General features: G+C 57.0%; 15 protein-coding genes. All 15 read left to right on the top strand.

The features are described from left to right. Positions 1-78: 78 nt before the first annotated feature. The 15 genes from coaE to ACOYW0_RS16930 all read left to right on the top strand — a co-directional run bounded on the left by coaE (position 79) and on the right by ACOYW0_RS16930 (position 16,108). On the top strand, positions 79-675 hold the full coding sequence (gene coaE / locus ACOYW0_RS16860; RefSeq protein WP_482414984.1) for a dephospho-CoA kinase: 597 nt from the start codon (positions 79-81) through the stop codon (positions 673-675). Between the two features lie 327 nt (positions 676-1,002). Then, entirely contained in the window at positions 1,003-2,250 is a 1,248-nt protein-coding gene (gene rho, locus ACOYW0_RS16865; protein ID WP_180136896.1) for a transcription termination factor Rho, read from the top strand. 98 nt (positions 2,251-2,348) lie between these two features. Next, the gene (gene rpmE, locus ACOYW0_RS16870) at positions 2,349-2,570 is read left to right on the top strand and encodes a 50S ribosomal protein L31 (protein WP_180136895.1); all 222 of its coding nucleotides are present in this window, start codon (positions 2,349-2,351) and stop codon (positions 2,568-2,570) included. 166 nt (positions 2,571-2,736) lie between these two features. Further along, positions 2,737-3,807 (top strand): peptide chain release factor 1, encoded by a 1,071-nt coding sequence (prfA, locus tag ACOYW0_RS16875; RefSeq protein ID WP_482414985.1) that lies wholly within the window; start codon positions 2,737-2,739, stop codon positions 3,805-3,807. Beyond that, positions 3,791-4,687: a peptide chain release factor N(5)-glutamine methyltransferase gene (prmC, locus tag ACOYW0_RS16880; RefSeq protein ID WP_482414986.1), complete on the top strand. Its 897-nt coding sequence runs from the start codon at positions 3,791-3,793 to the stop codon at positions 4,685-4,687. Before prfA ends, prmC begins: the two co-directional genes overlap by 17 nt. Positions 4,688-5,229: 542 nt before the next feature. Then, on the top strand, positions 5,230-6,090 hold the full coding sequence (gene rpsB / locus ACOYW0_RS16885; protein WP_180136892.1) for a 30S ribosomal protein S2: 861 nt from the start codon (positions 5,230-5,232) through the stop codon (positions 6,088-6,090). A gap of 2 nt (positions 6,091-6,092) precedes the next feature. Continuing rightward, positions 6,093-6,689, top strand: a complete 597-nt coding sequence (gene tsf, locus ACOYW0_RS16890) for a translation elongation factor Ts (RefSeq protein WP_180136891.1) — start codon at positions 6,093-6,095, stop codon at positions 6,687-6,689. After that, positions 6,690-7,415 (top strand): UMP kinase, encoded by a 726-nt coding sequence (gene pyrH / locus ACOYW0_RS16895; RefSeq protein ID WP_180136890.1) that lies wholly within the window; start codon positions 6,690-6,692, stop codon positions 7,413-7,415. Between the two features lie 182 nt (positions 7,416-7,597). Further along, complete coding sequence (gene frr, locus ACOYW0_RS16900; protein WP_180136889.1) at positions 7,598-8,155, top strand: ribosome recycling factor; 558 nt, start codon at positions 7,598-7,600, stop codon at positions 8,153-8,155. Then, positions 8,155-8,895 (top strand): isoprenyl transferase, encoded by a 741-nt coding sequence (locus tag ACOYW0_RS16905; RefSeq protein ID WP_482414987.1) that lies wholly within the window; start codon positions 8,155-8,157, stop codon positions 8,893-8,895. Before frr ends, ACOYW0_RS16905 begins: the two co-directional genes overlap by 1 nt. Before the next feature lie 98 nt (positions 8,896-8,993). Then, positions 8,994-9,806 (top strand): phosphatidate cytidylyltransferase, encoded by an 813-nt coding sequence (locus ACOYW0_RS16910; protein ID WP_482414988.1) that lies wholly within the window; start codon positions 8,994-8,996, stop codon positions 9,804-9,806. 11 nt (positions 9,807-9,817) lie between these two features. Further along, positions 9,818-10,972 (top strand): 1-deoxy-D-xylulose-5-phosphate reductoisomerase, encoded by a 1,155-nt coding sequence (locus tag ACOYW0_RS16915; RefSeq protein ID WP_482414989.1) that lies wholly within the window; start codon positions 9,818-9,820, stop codon positions 10,970-10,972. A 25-nt stretch (positions 10,973-10,997) separates the two neighbouring features. After that, entirely contained in the window at positions 10,998-12,317 is a 1,320-nt protein-coding gene (gene rseP, locus ACOYW0_RS16920; RefSeq protein ID WP_482414990.1) for an RIP metalloprotease RseP, read from the top strand. Positions 12,318-12,615: 298 nt separating this feature from the next. Then, complete coding sequence (locus ACOYW0_RS16925) at positions 12,616-14,301, top strand: YcaO-like family protein (RefSeq protein WP_482414991.1); 1,686 nt, start codon at positions 12,616-12,618, stop codon at positions 14,299-14,301. A 268-nt stretch (positions 14,302-14,569) separates the two neighbouring features. Further along, a complete protein-coding gene (locus ACOYW0_RS16930) occupies positions 14,570-16,108 on the top strand; it encodes a sensor histidine kinase (RefSeq protein WP_482414992.1) in 1,539 nt (512 codons plus the stop codon). Positions 16,109-16,112: the final 4 nt, after the last annotated feature.

The following is a 16,112-nucleotide window of genomic DNA, read 5'->3' on the forward strand; positions in this document are numbered from 1 at the left end:
TTTTGACGTATTGGGGCGCCTTTCGGGCTCTGATTGATGGCCCGACGCGCTGGCGCCGGGTGGAAGGATGATGCGGGGATGGTCAAGGTTGGGTTGACCGGGGGGGCTGCCTCCGGAAAAACGACGGTATGTCGCCTGTTCAGGGAAAAGGGTGTGGCGGTGTCCATTGCCGATGAGCTGGCGCGGGAAGCCGTGAGCCCGGGAAGTCCGGGGTTTGATGCGGTGGTGGCCTGGTTTGGTGACGGTGTGGTCGGGGCGGACGGCGGCCTGGATCGCCCCGCGTTGAGGCGGAAGTTGATTTCCGACCCTGAAGCGCGACGCGTTTTGGAGTCCATTGTGCAGCCCGAGGTCATTCGCCTGATGAAGGTGTTTCTTGAAAGGGAGGAGGCGTCGGGGGCGGTGATGGCTGTGTGCGAGGTGCCCCTGCTTTTCGAATTGAACCTTGAAGCCATGTTTGATGTGACCCTCCATGTGGGGGTGGATCGCGCCACCCAGTGCGCCCGGTTGATGGAGCGGGATGGCGTTGCCGAGGCGGAGGCCCTGCGGCTTCTGGATCTTCAGTTGCCGGATGGCGACAAGCGGGATCGGGCTGATCTGGTGATTGAAAATATGCGGGGGCTTTCCGAATTGAAAGGGGCATTTTATAAGGTGTTTGAAAAAATTGTAAAAAAATGAGGTGCCCATTTATAAGTCCTTGACATGCCGCGCGCGGGATTGTATCTAACCAATAAAACCGCTCTTTTTGTTATTACCAACGTCATGATCCTTATAGGACCTGCAGAACAGACACTCACCTTACAGAAATCATGGTAAAAAATCTGTAACACATCCCGGCCTCACAGGTGACCTGTGTGGCACGATGTGCCTTCCGAAGGGGCCTTTTTATGTTTTCCATTGCGGGTAATACGGAAGGAGTGGGTATTATTGCACCGAATCAATACGGATTGGGACGACGCTGATTGTTGTTCTGGATGAGCATATAAACATGTGGGGAAACTGTTGATGAACATTGTTGAATTGAAAGCGATGCGGATTGAAGAGCTGGCCAAGATGGCGCGGAGTCTCAATATAGAGGGTGCCGGCGGTCTTCCCAAGCAGGAGCTCATTTTTATGCTGCTCCAGGCCCAGATTGAGCGGGAGGGTCAGATTTACGGGGAGGGTACCCTGGAGGTGCTTCCCGACGGGTTCGGTTTTCTTCGGTCTCCGGATTGCAACTACCTGCCCGGGCCCGATGATATCTACGTTTCCCCTTCTCAGATTCGCAGATTCAACCTCAAGACCGGGGACACGGTTTCCGGTCAGATTCGCCAGCCCAAGGAGTCTGAACGCTACTTCGCCCTCCTGAAGGTGCAGGCGGTCAACTATGAAGACCCCGATGTGGCGCGTGAAAAGATCTTTTTTGACAACCTCACGCCCCTTTACCCCGAAGTAAAGGTTCAGCTGGAGAACGACAAGGACAACTACTCCACCCGCATCATCGAACTCATGGCTCCCATCGGCTTTGGTCAGAGGGGGCTCATCGTCTCCCCTCCCCGTTCCGGTAAAACCATGATCCTGCAGACCATCGCCAACAGCATGATCAAAAGCCATCCCAATATTGTTCCCTTTATCCTTCTTATTGACGAACGGCCCGAGGAAGTGACCGACATGGCTCGCTCCGTCAAGGCTGAAGTCATCAGCTCGACCTTTGACGAGCCCGCCGAACGTCACGTTCAGGTGGCTGAGATGGTTATCGAGAAGGCCAAACGCCTTGTGGAGCACAAAAAAGATGTCGTGATCCTTCTGGACAGTATCACCCGTCTGGCCCGTGCTTACAACTCGGTGATGCCTCCGTCGGGCAAGATCCTCTCCGGTGGTGTGGACTCCAACGCCCTGCACCGTCCCAAGCGTTTCTTCGGCGCGGCCCGAAACGTGGAAGAGGGCGGCAGCCTTACCATCATCGCCACGGCGCTTATCGATACGGGCAGCCGTATGGACGAGGTGATCTTCGAGGAATTCAAAGGAACCGGCAACATGGAGCTGGTTCTTGATCGCAAGCTGGCTGATCGCCGCATGTTCCCTGCCATTGACATCAAAAAGTCCGGTACCCGAAAAGAGGAGCTTCTGGTTGAGAAGGGCCAGCTCGACAGGATCTGGATCCTGCGCAAGCTTTTGGCATCCCTCAACACCGTGGACAGCATGGGCTTTTTGCTTGACAAGATTAGCGGAACTAAGGATAATATGGAGTTTCTTGATTCCATGAATTCATGATACCACCGCTGCCTATCATCGGCAGCGTAAGGCGGCCCTTCGGGGTTCCCCTCAGGTGGTATGTTTTCATATATTTATCTTTTAAGGAGTTTTACCTCATGAAAAAGGGCATTCATCCCGAATACAAAGCAGCCACTGCCACCTGCGCATGCGGCAACGTCATGACCGTGGGTTCTACCCGCGAAGAGATCAAGGTGGAAATCTGCTCAAGCTGCCATCCGTTCTTCACCGGTAAGCAGAAGCTTGTGGATACGGCTGGTCGTATCGATCGTTTCCGTAAGAAATTCGCAAACTTCGATGCCAGCAAGGTTGGCAAGTAAGTATCGCGACGAAATCAAGACCGTATGGCTTGGGAGAAGAAGGGGAATCGGTTTTTACGATTTCCCTTTTTGTCGTCCGGACGGCGGGTCCGGGCAACGACGGTGCGAACACTTCCCTTTGTGTGCCGGTGGCGCATGACAAAGGGGTAATGGGGCAGGCAAGATAATGTTTGGTAAACTCGAAGGTGTGGAAGACCGGTTCATAAAACTGGAGCAGCTTCTCAGCGATCCCGCTGTGGTCAGCGATCGGGTTCAGTATCAGAAGTACATCAAAGAGCACGGTGAGATCACCAAGCTGGTGGAAGCGTATCGTCGGTACAAGAAGGTTGTGGCTGAGCTTGAGGAAGCCCGGGAGCTTCTCAACGACGACGATCCCGATATGAAAGAGATGGCTGCAGAAGAGATCGGCCCCCTGGAAACTCAGGTGGAGGAGATGGAAGGGGAGATTAAGATTCTCCTGGTTCCCAAGGATCCTCTGGATGAGAAGAGTGTCATCGTGGAGCTTCGCGCCGGTACCGGCGGGGACGAGTCCTCACTGTTTGCCGGGGACCTGTTCAAGATGTACACCCGATATGCCGAAGGTCGGGGTTGGGGTGTGGAGGTCATGGACTCCCACGGATCCGATGTGGGCGGCTACAAGGAAGTCGTCTTCCAGGTGAACGGCAAGGGCGCTTACAGCTCGTTCAAGTATGAGAGCGGGGTTCACAGGGTTCAGCGCGTTCCCGCTACGGAGACCCAGGGGCGTATCCATACCTCTGCCGTGACCGTGGCGGTGCTTCCCGAGGCGGAAGATGTGGAGCTGAAGATCGAGCCCAATGAACTGCGTATCGATATTTTCAGATCCTCCGGCCCTGGCGGTCAGAGCGTCAACACCACGGACTCCGCGGTCCGTATTACGCACCTTCCCACGGGTATCACAGCCACCTGCCAGGATGAAAAGTCCCAGCACAAGAACAAGGACAAGGCCATGAAGGTGCTTCGGTCCCGTATTCTGGATAAGATGATCCAGGAGACGGAAGCCGAACGTTCCGCCGCCAGGAAGGGCCAGATCGGCAGCGGGGACCGCAGTGAGCGTATCCGTACCTACAACTTTCCCCAGGGTCGCATGACCGATCATCGCATCGGGCTGACCCTCTACCGACTGGATGCCATCATGGAAGGGGATATCGAAGAGATCATCGCATCCCTTAGAACCCACGCCCAGGCCCAGGCCCTCCAAAATGAACAAACCCTCTGATTTGCTGTTTGAAACCTCTGCCACCATCGCCCAGGTGTTGGCGGAGGCTGCCCGTCTTTTTGAAGATGCCGGTGTGGATTCCCCGAAGCTTGCCGCGGACCTTTTGATGATGCATCATCTCAAGGTGGGGCGTGCCGGTCTTTTGTTGAGAAAAGACGACCCTGCTTCGGCGTCGCTGAAGAAGGGGTACGAAATTCTTGTCCGGAGGCGGCTGGAGCGGGAGCCCATTGCCTATATCATGGGTGAGACCGGGTTCTGGGATCTCGATTTGACGGTCGCCCCGGGGGTGCTGGTGCCTCGGCCCGATACCGAAACCCTGGTGGAAGCGACTCTGGAGGTTTTGCAGGGTGGGGATAAGGGAGTGCAGCGCGTTGTGGATCTGGGAACAGGGTCCGGTGCCATTGCTCTTTCCCTTGCCAAGGCGTGTCCCGAGCACACGGTTTTGGCAACGGACCGTTCCACAACGGCTCTTGGTGTGGCTCGGGAAAATGCCCGGCGTAACGATCTGGAAGGTCGCGTTTCCTTTATTCAGGGCGTCTGGTTCGCTCCCTTTGTCGAGGCTCCGCTGTTTGATGTGGTGGTCTCCAATCCTCCCTATATTCCCACGGCGGATATCGATCTGCTGGAGCCGGAAGTGGCGGTTTTTGAGCCTCGCCTGGCCCTGGACGGCGATGCCGACGGTTTGCGGGATCTCTCCCTGATTATCTCCGGGTGTCGAACGCACCTGAAACCTGGTGGATGGCTTCTCCTTGAAATGGGCTGGGATCAGCGCGAGGCGGTTCGCGGGCTCCTTGAGGCGGAAGGAATTTTTGATTCCATTCGCTTTTTTGATGACTACGCAGGCAACAACAGGGCGGTGCGGGCTCGTCGCAAGGCTTGATGTCTCTGTGCGGCTTTGAGGGTGTCGGCGTTGTTTCGGCGGGGTATGGAAACGCTTGGCTAAGGTCTGTTTGTTATGCTTTCCAGAGGGTTTTTTTTTTGTGGTCCCGCCGGAGGCCTTTTAAATCTGGGCAGTTGTCTTTTCTTTCTTTTCCCATGCCGCAGGCGCGGCGTCATTTTTCCGGTCTTCCGTGTTCTGGAGGGGCGGTCTTCCTTGTATATCTGTTGGGTTCTCGCTGGTCGATGCCGGGGTTTTTTGATGGCTGGTTGGATTGCCCTTGTCATGCGTCTCTGGACCTGTTATGAATGTTAGGATTTATCGATCGAGGCGCATTTTTGCGCCCGACGGTCCGAGCGTGCCCTCCGGGGTGCCAATTTTCAAGCGGCGTCAACAGCCGCTTTTGTTTAATTTGCCCGATTCACGGGCAGATGCATTTTAATGACACACGCCTTCCGACCCGTATCAGGTTCTTTCCCCGTTTTATCGGGGCGAGTTGATTCCGGGGATGACGGGGGCGGTGGAAAAACCAAAGGAGTAAGGATATGTCTTACGTAAGCATGAAAGAGCTTCTCGAAGCCGGATGCCATTTCGGTCACCAGACCAAACGCTGGAACCCGAAGATGAAGCCGTATATTTTCGGCGCCCGCAACGGTATCTACATCATCAACCTTCAGAAGTCCGTCGGGATGTTCAAGAACGCCTACGACTTCGTCGCTGATGTGGCCGCTGCCGGAAAGTCCGTACTTTTCGTGGGCACCAAGAAGCAGGCCCGAGAAGCCATTTACGAAGAAGCCAACCGCGCTGAGATGTTCTACGTGCAGAACCGCTGGCTCGGCGGCATGCTCACCAACTTCCAGACCGTTAAAACCAGCATCGAGCGCCTCAACAAGCTCAATGAGATCCAGAACGACGGAACCATTGAGAGCTACACCAAAAAAGAGCGCCTCAAGCTCGGTAAAGAGCGCGACAAGCTGGAAGCCGTTATCGGCGGTATCAGCTTCATGAACGGCCTTCCCGGTGCCATCGTCATCGTGGACCCCAAGAAAGAGAGCATCGCCGTCAAGGAAGCTCAGCGTCTCAACATTCCCATCGTTGCTCTTGTGGATACCAACTGTGACCCGGATCCCATCGATTACGTGATCCCCGGTAACGATGATGCCATCCGCTCCATTCGTCTGATCACCTCCCGCCTTGCCGATGCCTGCATCGAAGGCCGCAAGCGCTTCAACGAAAAGCGTGCTGCCGCAAGCGACAAAGGCAACGACGAAGTGGAAACCAAGGCAGCAGCTGTTGCCGAGGCCGCTGCAGGTGACGCAGAAGGGCCCGTGGTTGAAGTGATCCGTAAGAAAACCGAGAATGATGCCCCGGCAGCAGACGCCGCGGCCGATAATGCAGGAGAGTAGTCATGGCAGAAATCAGCGCAGCAATGGTAAAAGAACTTCGTGAAAAGACCGGCTCCGGAATCATGGATTGCAAAAAAGCCCTGAAGGAGAGCGACGGCGATGTGGCCAAGGCCCTCGACTTCCTCCGGAAAAAAGGCCTGGCAGCCGCTGCTAAGCGTTCCGCCCGAGCCACTTCCGAAGGCACCGTCATGAGCTACATCCACATGGGCGGCAAAATCGGTGTTATGGTTGAGATCAACTGCGAAACTGACTTCGTTGCCAAAAACGAAGACTTCCAGGCCTTCGCCAAAGACATCGCCATGCACATTGCAGCCGTCAACCCTGCCGGTCTTGCCCCTGAGGACATTTCCGAAGACGTTGTAGCCAAGGAGCGGGAAATTTACCGTGAGCGCGCCCTTGAGCAGGGCAAGCCTGAGAACATCGTGGACAAGATCGTTGAAGGTCAGGTCCAGAAGTTCTACAAGGATTCCTGCCTCATGAGCCAGGCTTACGTAAAGAATCCCCAGATCACCATTGAGGACTATACAAAAGAGGTTATCGGCAAAATGGGCGAGAACATCCGTATCCGCCGTTTCGTCCGTTACCAGTTAGGAGAGTAGATGACAGCGGCGAAGCCTGCCTTCAAGCGTGTTCTTCTTAAATTAAGTGGTGAAGCTCTGATGGGTGATCAGAGCTTCGGTATCAGCCCCGACATGATGAAATACGTCGCCGAAGAGGTGAAGTCGATTCATGAGCTGGGCGTTGAGGTGGCCATTGTCGTTGGCGGCGGTAATATCTTTCGGGGTATCGCCGCAAGCTCCTACGGCATGGACAGGGCACCTGCCGACCATATGGGGATGCTGGCCACCGTCATCAACAGCATCGCCCTTTCCGGTGCCCTTGAAAAGATCGGCATTCCCACCAGGGTCCAGTCCGCCATCAGCATGCATGAGGTGGCCGAACCCTTTATTCTCCGTCGGGCGGTTCGCCACCTGGAGAAGGGACGCGCCGTGATTTTCGCCGCAGGGACGGGCAGTCCCTACTTCACCACCGACACGGCGGCGGTGCTTCGCGCCCAGGAGATCCATGCGGAACTCCTGATGAAGGCCACCAAGGTGGACGGCATCTACGACAAAGATCCTGTCAAGGAGAAGGACGCCACGTTCTTCCCCCGGATCAAGTACATGGAAGTCTTGGAGAAGCAGCTCAATGTCATGGACATGACTGCCATCTCCCTTGCCATGGACAACAACCTGCCCTTGTCGGTGTTCAATCTCTCCGGCAAGGGAAATATTTTCAAAGTGGTCACCGGGGCCAAGGATGTAGGCACCCTGATTGACAACTGATGATCTTACGGGTATGAATGAGATCAGGTTCGCGATACGCGGGCCTGATCTTTTTCTGTTTCAGGGGGAGGCACCGGACCTGAGCTCTGACCGGTCTTTGATCCCTTTTTATCCCCCCCCTTGCCATACCTGATTTTACAACCATCTAATCTAATCTTAATGAAGACAGGAAAGGTGACGATATGATCAACGCGCTTCTCGAAGAGACCAGTGAGAGAATGGGCAAAACCATGGACGCTCTTGAAAAAGAGATGGGACGTGTTCGCACCGGTCGCGCCTCGGCCAATATGCTCGACAGCGTGAAGGTGGACTATTACGGTACCCTGACCCCCCTGAACCAGATGGCTTCCGTCTCTGTTCCGGAACCTCGCCTGCTCGTCATTCAGCCCTGGGATGCTACAGCCCTCAAAGAGATCGAAAAGGGCATCCTCAAAGCAAACATCGGCCTGACCCCCTCCAGCGACGGCAAGCTGATTCGCATCTCCGTGCCCCCCCTCACCGAGGAGCGGCGTAAAGAGATCGTTAAGCTTGTGCACAAGACCTGTGAAGACCACAAGGTGGCGGTCCGAAATATCCGGCGCGATTCCAACGAGACCCTGAAAAGCCTGAAGAAGGACGGGGAGATCTCCGAGGACGATCAGTTCAAGGCCCAGGATCAGGTCCAGAAGGTCACCGATGATTTTGTGGGCAAGATCGACGCGGTTTACAAAGACAAAGAAAAAGAGATTCTCGAGGTTTGATGGAACGAGAGCTTCCCGACGGACTGTCAGCAGACCAGCTGCCCGAGCATGTCGCCTTTATCATGGACGGCAACGGCAGGTGGGCCAAAAAGCGGGTGATGAACCGTGTCAAGGGCCATGAAAAGGGCGCGGGCGCGGTTCGTACGGTGGTGGAGAGCTGCACGAAGTTCGGCATCCCCTACCTGACCCTCTATGCGTTTTCCACGGAAAACTGGCAGCGGCCGAAAAAAGAGGTGGATGCCCTTATGGGGCTCCTCACGCGGTTTCTTCGAAACGAGAAAGCGCAGCTCGTCAAAAACGGCGTCCGCTTGACGGCCATCGGTGAGCTTCATCGCCTGCCGGAGGAGGTGCGGCGCGAGCTCGACCTGGCCATGGAGGCAACGCGTCACAACGAGCGCCTGACCCTCTGTCTGGCCCTGAGCTACGGCAGCCGTTCCGAGCTGGTGGCGGCGGTGCAGGGCATCGCCGACGAGGTGAGCCAGGGGCGTCTCCGGGCCGCCGATGTGGATGAAGAGATGGTGTCACAGCATCTGTTTACCCGCGGTATCCCCGATCCCGACCTGGTGATTCGTACCAGCGGGGAGATGCGCCTCAGCAACTTTTTGCTCTGGCAGTGCGCCTACAGCGAGATATTTTTTACCGAGACCCTTTGGCCCGATTTTAATGAATCGGAGTTTGCTTCCATTCTCAAGGATTTCCAGGCGCGTGAGCGCCGCTATGGAAAGGTGCTTCAGTCCTGAGTCGAGAGTGAACAACGTGGGTACCCGAAGGGAGTATCGGCTGCCGCATGCGGCGGGACCGGTCTCCCTTTTGCTGTATTAAAAAGGATGTGAAACCCATGCACCTGAAACGGATTCTTTCAGCGGTTGTCGCGATTCCCCTGCTTTGGCTTTTTATCTTAAAAGGCGGGGCCCTGCTCTTCACACTTCTCATCATGGCCGTGGCCGTGATCGCCCTGTCCGAGTACTACCCCCTGGTGGACGATACAGCCGACCGGTTCGATGCCCTTCCCCTCCTCGGGTACGGCTCCTCCCTTGTCATGGTGGCTTTGGCCCATGGCATGTCCAACCCCTGGGGCGCCCTTTTGGGTGTGATGTTCCTCAACATCCCCTTGGGCGGCTTTTTCCTTCTCTCCCGGTTCGAGACCGATCCCAAGGTGGTCAAACACCTTTTGACCCACATCTTCGGCCTTTTGTACATTCCCATGATGCTGGCTGCCGTGATGCGACTTCGCCTGGACCCCGAGCACGGGGTGATGTGGATCTTTACCCTGCTTGTGACCGTGGCTGCCTGCGATACCGGCGCCTTTTACGCAGGGACCTTCTTCGGCAAGCGCAAGCTCTGTCCGGCCGTAAGCCCGGGCAAAACCGTGGAGGGGTTCATGGGCGGCATGGCCGGGGCCCTGGTGGCCGGGTTTGTCATGAAGGCTCTTTTCGTCCCCGAACTGGGCTGGTTTGCCTGTTTGTTGCTCTTTCCCCTGGCCGGGGCTGTGGGGCCTCTGGGCGATCTGTTTGAGTCGTCCCTGAAACGTTCGTCCGGCCTCAAGGATTCCGGTCAGCTCATTCCGGGCCACGGCGGCCTGCTCGATCGTATCGACGCCCTTCTCTTCGCGGCGCCTCTGTTCTATTTCTTTATGGTGCTTGGCGCCTGAAGGGGAGTCCCATGAAATACCTGACCCTGCTGGGATCTACCGGGTCCATTGGAAAAAACGTCCTCGAGATTGTCCGGATGTATCCGGACCGCTTTGCGGTAAAAACCCTGTGCGCCGCCACCAGCGTGGAGCTGTTGGCGGAGCAGATCCTTGAGTTCTCGCCGGAGCTTGCCTGCGTCATCGACGAGGCCCACCGGGACCGCCTCAAGGCGCTTCTTCCGCCTTCGTGCGCCACAGAACTTCTCTTCGGGGAGAGCGGGTACAAGGCGGCCGCTTCCTGCGACGGTGTCTCCATGGTGGTTTCCGCCTTTGTGGGGGCCGCAGGCCTTGTGCCTACCCTTGCAGCCATTGAGGCCGGAAAGGCCGTGGCCCTGGCCAACAAGGAGACCCTGGTGACGGCAGGGGATCTGGTCATGCCCCTGGCCGCTGAAAAGGGCGTGCCCATCCTTCCGGTGGACAGCGAGCACAGCGCCATTTTTCAGTGCCTGAACGGTGAGAACCCCAGGGAGGTGAGTAAGCTGATCCTCACGGCCTCAGGAGGGCCGTTTCGAGGCACACCCAGGGACGCCATGGGGGATATTTCCCTGGCCCAGGCTTTGAATCACCCCACCTGGAGCATGGGCAAAAAGATCACCATCGATTCGGCCACCCTCATGAACAAGGGCCTGGAAGTTATTGAAGCCCATCATCTTTTTGATGTGGAGGCCCAGCGGATTGAGGTTGTGGTCCATCCCCAGAGTATTGTACATTCCATGGTGGCCTATGTGGACGGGGTGGTGATGGCCCAGTTGGGGCAGCCGGACATGAAGGGTGCCATCGCCTATGCCTTGAATTATCCCAGCCGCATGGACATCGGCATGGATCCCCCGGATTTTGCAGCCCTTGCCGCCCTGACCTTTGAAGCACCTGACTTTTCGAAGTTCCGATGCCTGAAGCTCGCCTTTGAGGCGGCAGGTGCTGGCGGGACGATGCCGACGGTTCTAAATGCCGCCAACGAAGTGGCTGTGGCCTCTTTTCTTGAAGAGCGCATCGGTTTTCTCGACATTCCCCGCATTATCGAAGCAACCATGGATGCCCACCCCGTGGTCACCCGGCCCGCCCTGGACCATGTTCAGGAGGCCGATGCCTGGGCCCGGCGTAAAGCAACCGAATTTATTTGCCCTTAGCGGCATCAACCATGCAGGACAATTCATGACGACCAACCTTTTTTCCATCATCATTGTATTGGGCGTTCTCGTCTTTTTCCACGAACTGGGGCACTTTCTTGTGGCCCGCCTGTTCGGCGTGGGGGTGGAAAAGTTCTCCCTGGGCTTCGGCCCCCGGATCTTTGGCCGCAAGGTGGGCATGACCGAGTACCTGGTCTCTGCCATTCCCTTAGGGGGATACGTCAAGATGGTGGGGGAGGAACCCGACGCTGAGATTACTGACGAGCAGCGGCACCTCTCCTTTACCCACAAGGCGGTGTGGCAGCGGATGCTCATCGTGGCCGCAGGGCCGGTCTTTAACCTGGTGCTGGCTGTGGTGATTTACACGGGCCTTTTTGGGGTGCACGGGGTCAACGGCCTTGCCCCGGTGGTGGGCCAGGTGGTGGCGGATACCCCGGCGTCCCGGGCTGGTCTGGCCTATGGCGACCGGCTCACAGAGGTGGGCGATGAGCCCGTGACCCTCTGGAGCGATGTGGTGGAGGCCATAGAATCCAGCAGCGGAAAGCCCCTTTTCCTGACCTACGAGCGAGCCGGAGATACCCGCACCGTGGAGCTCACCCCAGAGGCATCCACCTCCCGGAACCTGTTCGGAGAGGAGGTCCCCTCCTGGGCCGTGGGCATCGGTCCTGTCCAGGATCCCATTATCGGAGGGATCCAGAGTGAGTCACCTGCCGAAAAGGCAGGCCTTAAGGTCAAAGACCGGCTCCTTGCCGTGGATGACACCCCCCTTTCAGTGTGGACCGATGTGGTAACGGCCATTACGGGGAGCAAGGGCAAGGCTGTCACGCTGCGGGTTTTAAGGGATGGCAAAGAGCTTACCGTAAGCCTAACGCCGGAGCAGCTCGACGGCAAAGAGGGCGCCTGGCGCATCGGTATCGCTCCGTATTACGAGGTGGTAAACAAGCGACTCGGATTTTTCGGCTGCATCACCGAAGGGGTTGCCAAGACCTGGTTCCTTGGAAAGCTCATGGTGGTGGGTCTTGTGAAGATGGTGAAGGGCAGCATTCCCGCTGATCTGGGCGGCCCCATCATCATCGCTAAGATGGCCGGGGACCAGGCCCGTGTGGGGCTCTCTTCCCTGATCTCTTTTATCGCTTTTATCAGCATCAACCTGGCCATTCTCAACTTTTTGCCCATTCCGGTACTGGACGGGGGGCATCTTCTCTTTTTTACCATTGAGTGGATCACCGGAAAACCGGTGAACGACAGGATCCGTGAGACGGCCAGCCAGGCCGGGATGTTTCTCCTGCTCTCCCTTATGGTGTACGTTTTTTACAGCGACATCATGAAACTCTTTTTCAAATGATGATACCTGAGGGCGCGCCTTTTCTCGGCAATGCGTCCCATGACGTGTGATATGAAAAGGCCCCGGGAGAGATTCCGGGGCCTTTTTTTGTAAAGAGTGAACAGTGAGAGTGAGTCGTGAATGGTAAATGGTGAATAGAGAGTCCATGCGGTGGGAGGGGATGACAGGCAAAAGGGTCTCTCCTGCCCGCCACCAAATTTCATGATAGACCGTTTAGGTCTTGATGGAAGCAAGGCCTGACAACCGAAACGTTTTTGCGGAGCTTTTTTCAAAAAGCGACCCGCCGGAGGCTGAAAAGATGAATGACTACCGATTGAAATTAACAACCACCGAGGCTGCCACGGGATATTTTGCCGTGGTGCCCGAGGGCGTGGAGAGCCTCGATGCGGCCCTTACGGCCCTGCGCAAGGCCCCCATGGACGCCTTTATGCGCCAGGCTGCCCTGACCCTGCTGGGTGCTCTGGGGGAGGAGGGGATGACCGAAAAGCTTAAGGGGGCCGATGAGCTTCTCAAGGGGCTTCTCTATGAGGCAACCCTTGCCTTTGATGCATTTCCGGCCATTCGGGAGGCTCTTGAGAAAGAGGGCTGGACCCCGGAAAAGGTGGAGAGCCCCTTGATCTATGCTCGCTTTGTGTCGGCCCACGGAGTATCTGCCCACCCCTGGGCAGAGATGCTGCAAGGCAATGCGGACCGTCTGGAAGAACTCCCCTTTATTGATGAGGCTCCAGTTTTGCTGACGGCCCCTGGCCCCATGGGGCCTTCCGAACCCCTTCCCGTGGGGAGCATGGCTGATCAGGTGCGCCAGGAGGTTCCGCCGGTCCAGCGGGTTTCGGCTGCTGAGACAGCCTCTGTGGCCAAGGCCCGGCTGGAAGCAGTGGGGATCTTCAACGGCGGTGAAATGCGTCACCAGGCCTCCCTCTCCCCCTTTGCCCTGCAGAGGAAGTGGCAGGTCTCGACGCGGGTGAGCCAGGGAGATCTGGCCTACACCCTCACCGGTGAGCAGACCAGTTACGGCAAAGGGCTCTCGGTGGCTGATGCCAGGGCCTCCCTGTACATGGAGATCGCCGAGCGCCTGAGCTCCTATGCCTCCATTGAAGGCGGACGCGTGGTGAGCACGGTCAACGACCATGAGGTGACCAGGGCCCGCTACAGCGAGCTTCTGGCAGGCGGAAAAAGAGCGCTGGACCCCAACGCCTTGATGCTGGATGTCCCCTATGGGGACGAGCCCCTCCATTGGATGGAAGGCGTGACAACAGTCCAAAGGGCAGAGGTACCCATCCTGGTTCCGGTTCAGGCGGTGTTTCTCTTCATGAATCTCGACGAGCCCGGCCTTTTCTCCAGCCTGGGGTCCACGGGGCTTGCTTCGGGGAACACCCTCGACGAAGCGTGTGTTTCCGGCCTCTACGAAGCCCTGGAGCGGGAGGCCGAAGCCACCCAGCCCTACGATCCGGCCCTGTGCTTTGAGCTCTATACCGCCAACGAAAACCTGGGCCCGCTTCTGTCCGCGTACCGCCAGGAGGGGGTGAACCTGTTTTTCCAGGAACTCACCGGCCGTCTGGGCGTGCCCATCTGCAAAGCCATGGTGATAGATCATGAGGGCGTCGTGGCCAAAGGGTGTGCGGCCCATCTCAACGCCAGGCGGGCCGCGGTTTCGGCCATGACCGAGGTGCCCTTTGCCTTTCCCGGGGGCGAGGCGTCCATGGCCCCTCCGGCACGACCTGTTCCCGTCCACGAAGAGCAACTCCCCGATTACTCCACGGGCTCGGCAACAGGGGACAAAAAGCTTCTTGAGCAGCTTTTGGGCAAAGAAGGGTTTGCTCCTGTGTATGTGGACCTCACCCGAACGGATCTTGAGATTCCCGTTATCAAAACCCTGGTCCCTGGCTTTGCCTTTACTGCCGATTTCGATCGGTTTACCCGCCTGAGCCCGAAGATGATCAGCTGCGCCTCAGCCATGATGCAGGCAAAACACTGCAAGTCGTAATGTTTATGGGTGACTTTTGTTCCTCTTTTTACTATGAGTAAAGTCAAAAACCATCAAGTGGCTGCCTCCGGCAGGCCGCTATATTGAAAAAAACTCCGCAAAAAATTTTCCTGAATGCACCCGCAGGTCGCTTTGATCTCCCTTTGGGGCGATCAAAGCGACCTGCGGGTGCGACATAGTTTCGGCAAAGCCTACAAAAGGCTTACCCAAGATCTGTTTATCTATTTTTTCAAAAGCTTGGTCCCCGGCATGGCTGCCGGAGGCGATTGTGCGCGAACGTCAACAAAAAGGCATCTTGCATATGTCCACCGGCATCAAGACAAGCATCAGTGTGAACCTGGCGTTTCTCTTTCTCTTTGCCATGGGGGTCACCGCCTTTTGCGCCTTGACTCTGGTGCGTCAGGTCATGGTGAAAAAAGAGGCGGAAAGGGCCCTGCATTTGGTACGGGCTGTAACGGACTACGGGTTCGACGAGGCCGGGAAGCGAGACGTTGATAGCCTTCGGTTGGTCCTCGGGGGCATGGTGGAAGGAAGCGCCGTGACCCTGGTGAAGGTGTCCCTCCTCGACGAGCAGCTGAGCTACGGGTTCGGCACGGATGAGCGCGGGGCAGAGGCTGGGGAGGCCATCGAAAAGGCCGTGACAAGGGGAGGGCCGGTTCTTGTCAAGGGGGCTGGTATGGGGCTGTTGGGACTGGGTGGGGCTGTGGTTGCAGCTGTTCCTTTTGAGGCGCCTGTTCGGGGTGGTGTGGCCGCGGTTGTGGATACGGGCAAGGTGAGTGCCTGGCTCACCGACACCATCAAGCTTCTACTCCTTTATATCCTCATCAACCTTGTGGTGGTTACGTTTGCCGGGGTGAGCCAGGTTTCCAAGGTAGCCGTCAAGCCGGTGGCGCGGCTTCTCGCAAAGGCCGAAGATGCCGGAACCGAAGATCCCTTCATGTTTCAGGAAGAGGCGGGCAGCGAATTTTCAAGACTCTCCATGGCGTTGAACACCATGGTCAGCCGCATCAACGCCGACCGTGAAAAGCTTAAGATTTCGGTCCGGGAGCTGAAGGAGCTCAATACCGAGCTCTCCCGGGCCCAGGAGGACGTAGTCCGTGCCGAGAAACTCTCGGCCATGGGGCGCCTTGCCTCTGGTGTCGCCCATGAAATCGGCAATCCTTTGGGGATCATCACCGGGTATCTTTCCCTTATCCAATCCGCTGAAACCGATCTGGAACGTTTTGATTATATCGCCCGAACCAACGAGGAGTTGTCACGTATTGACGGCATTATCCGGCAACTCCTGGATTTTAACCGCAGTGGAGACTGTGGGGACAAAGACGTGGTGGCTGTCCATGACCTGATAGCCGAGATTCGCGAGCTGGTTCGTGTTCAGCCCCTGTTGAAAGATATTAACGTTATGACCAATTTAGGGGCCCATGACGATGGCGTCATGGCCACCACAGGCGCCTTACGCCAGGTGTTTCTTAACCTGGTGCTAAACGCGGCCGATGCCATCGAAGGTGCCGGCAGGGAGAATGGTTCCCTGGTGATCTCCACCCGCAACGTAGTTGAAGACGACAGGCGCCAATACCTTGAAGTCGTGGTGGAAGACAACGGCGGTGGGATTTCGGATGCGGACCTGCCCAATATCTTTGATCCGTTTTATTCCACCAAGGAGCCAGGGCAAGGTACCGGGCTGGGGCTCTCTGTCTCCTTTCTTATCGTGGAAGGACTCGGCGGGAGCCTGCGTGCTGAAAGCCGGCATGGCGAGGGCGCTCGCATGATTCTGTGCCTGGAGACGTCGAAGGGGGCAGCGGTTTAGTTGC

The sequence above is a fragment of the Desulfoluna sp. HI9BLuna genome (assembly GCF_056829775.1).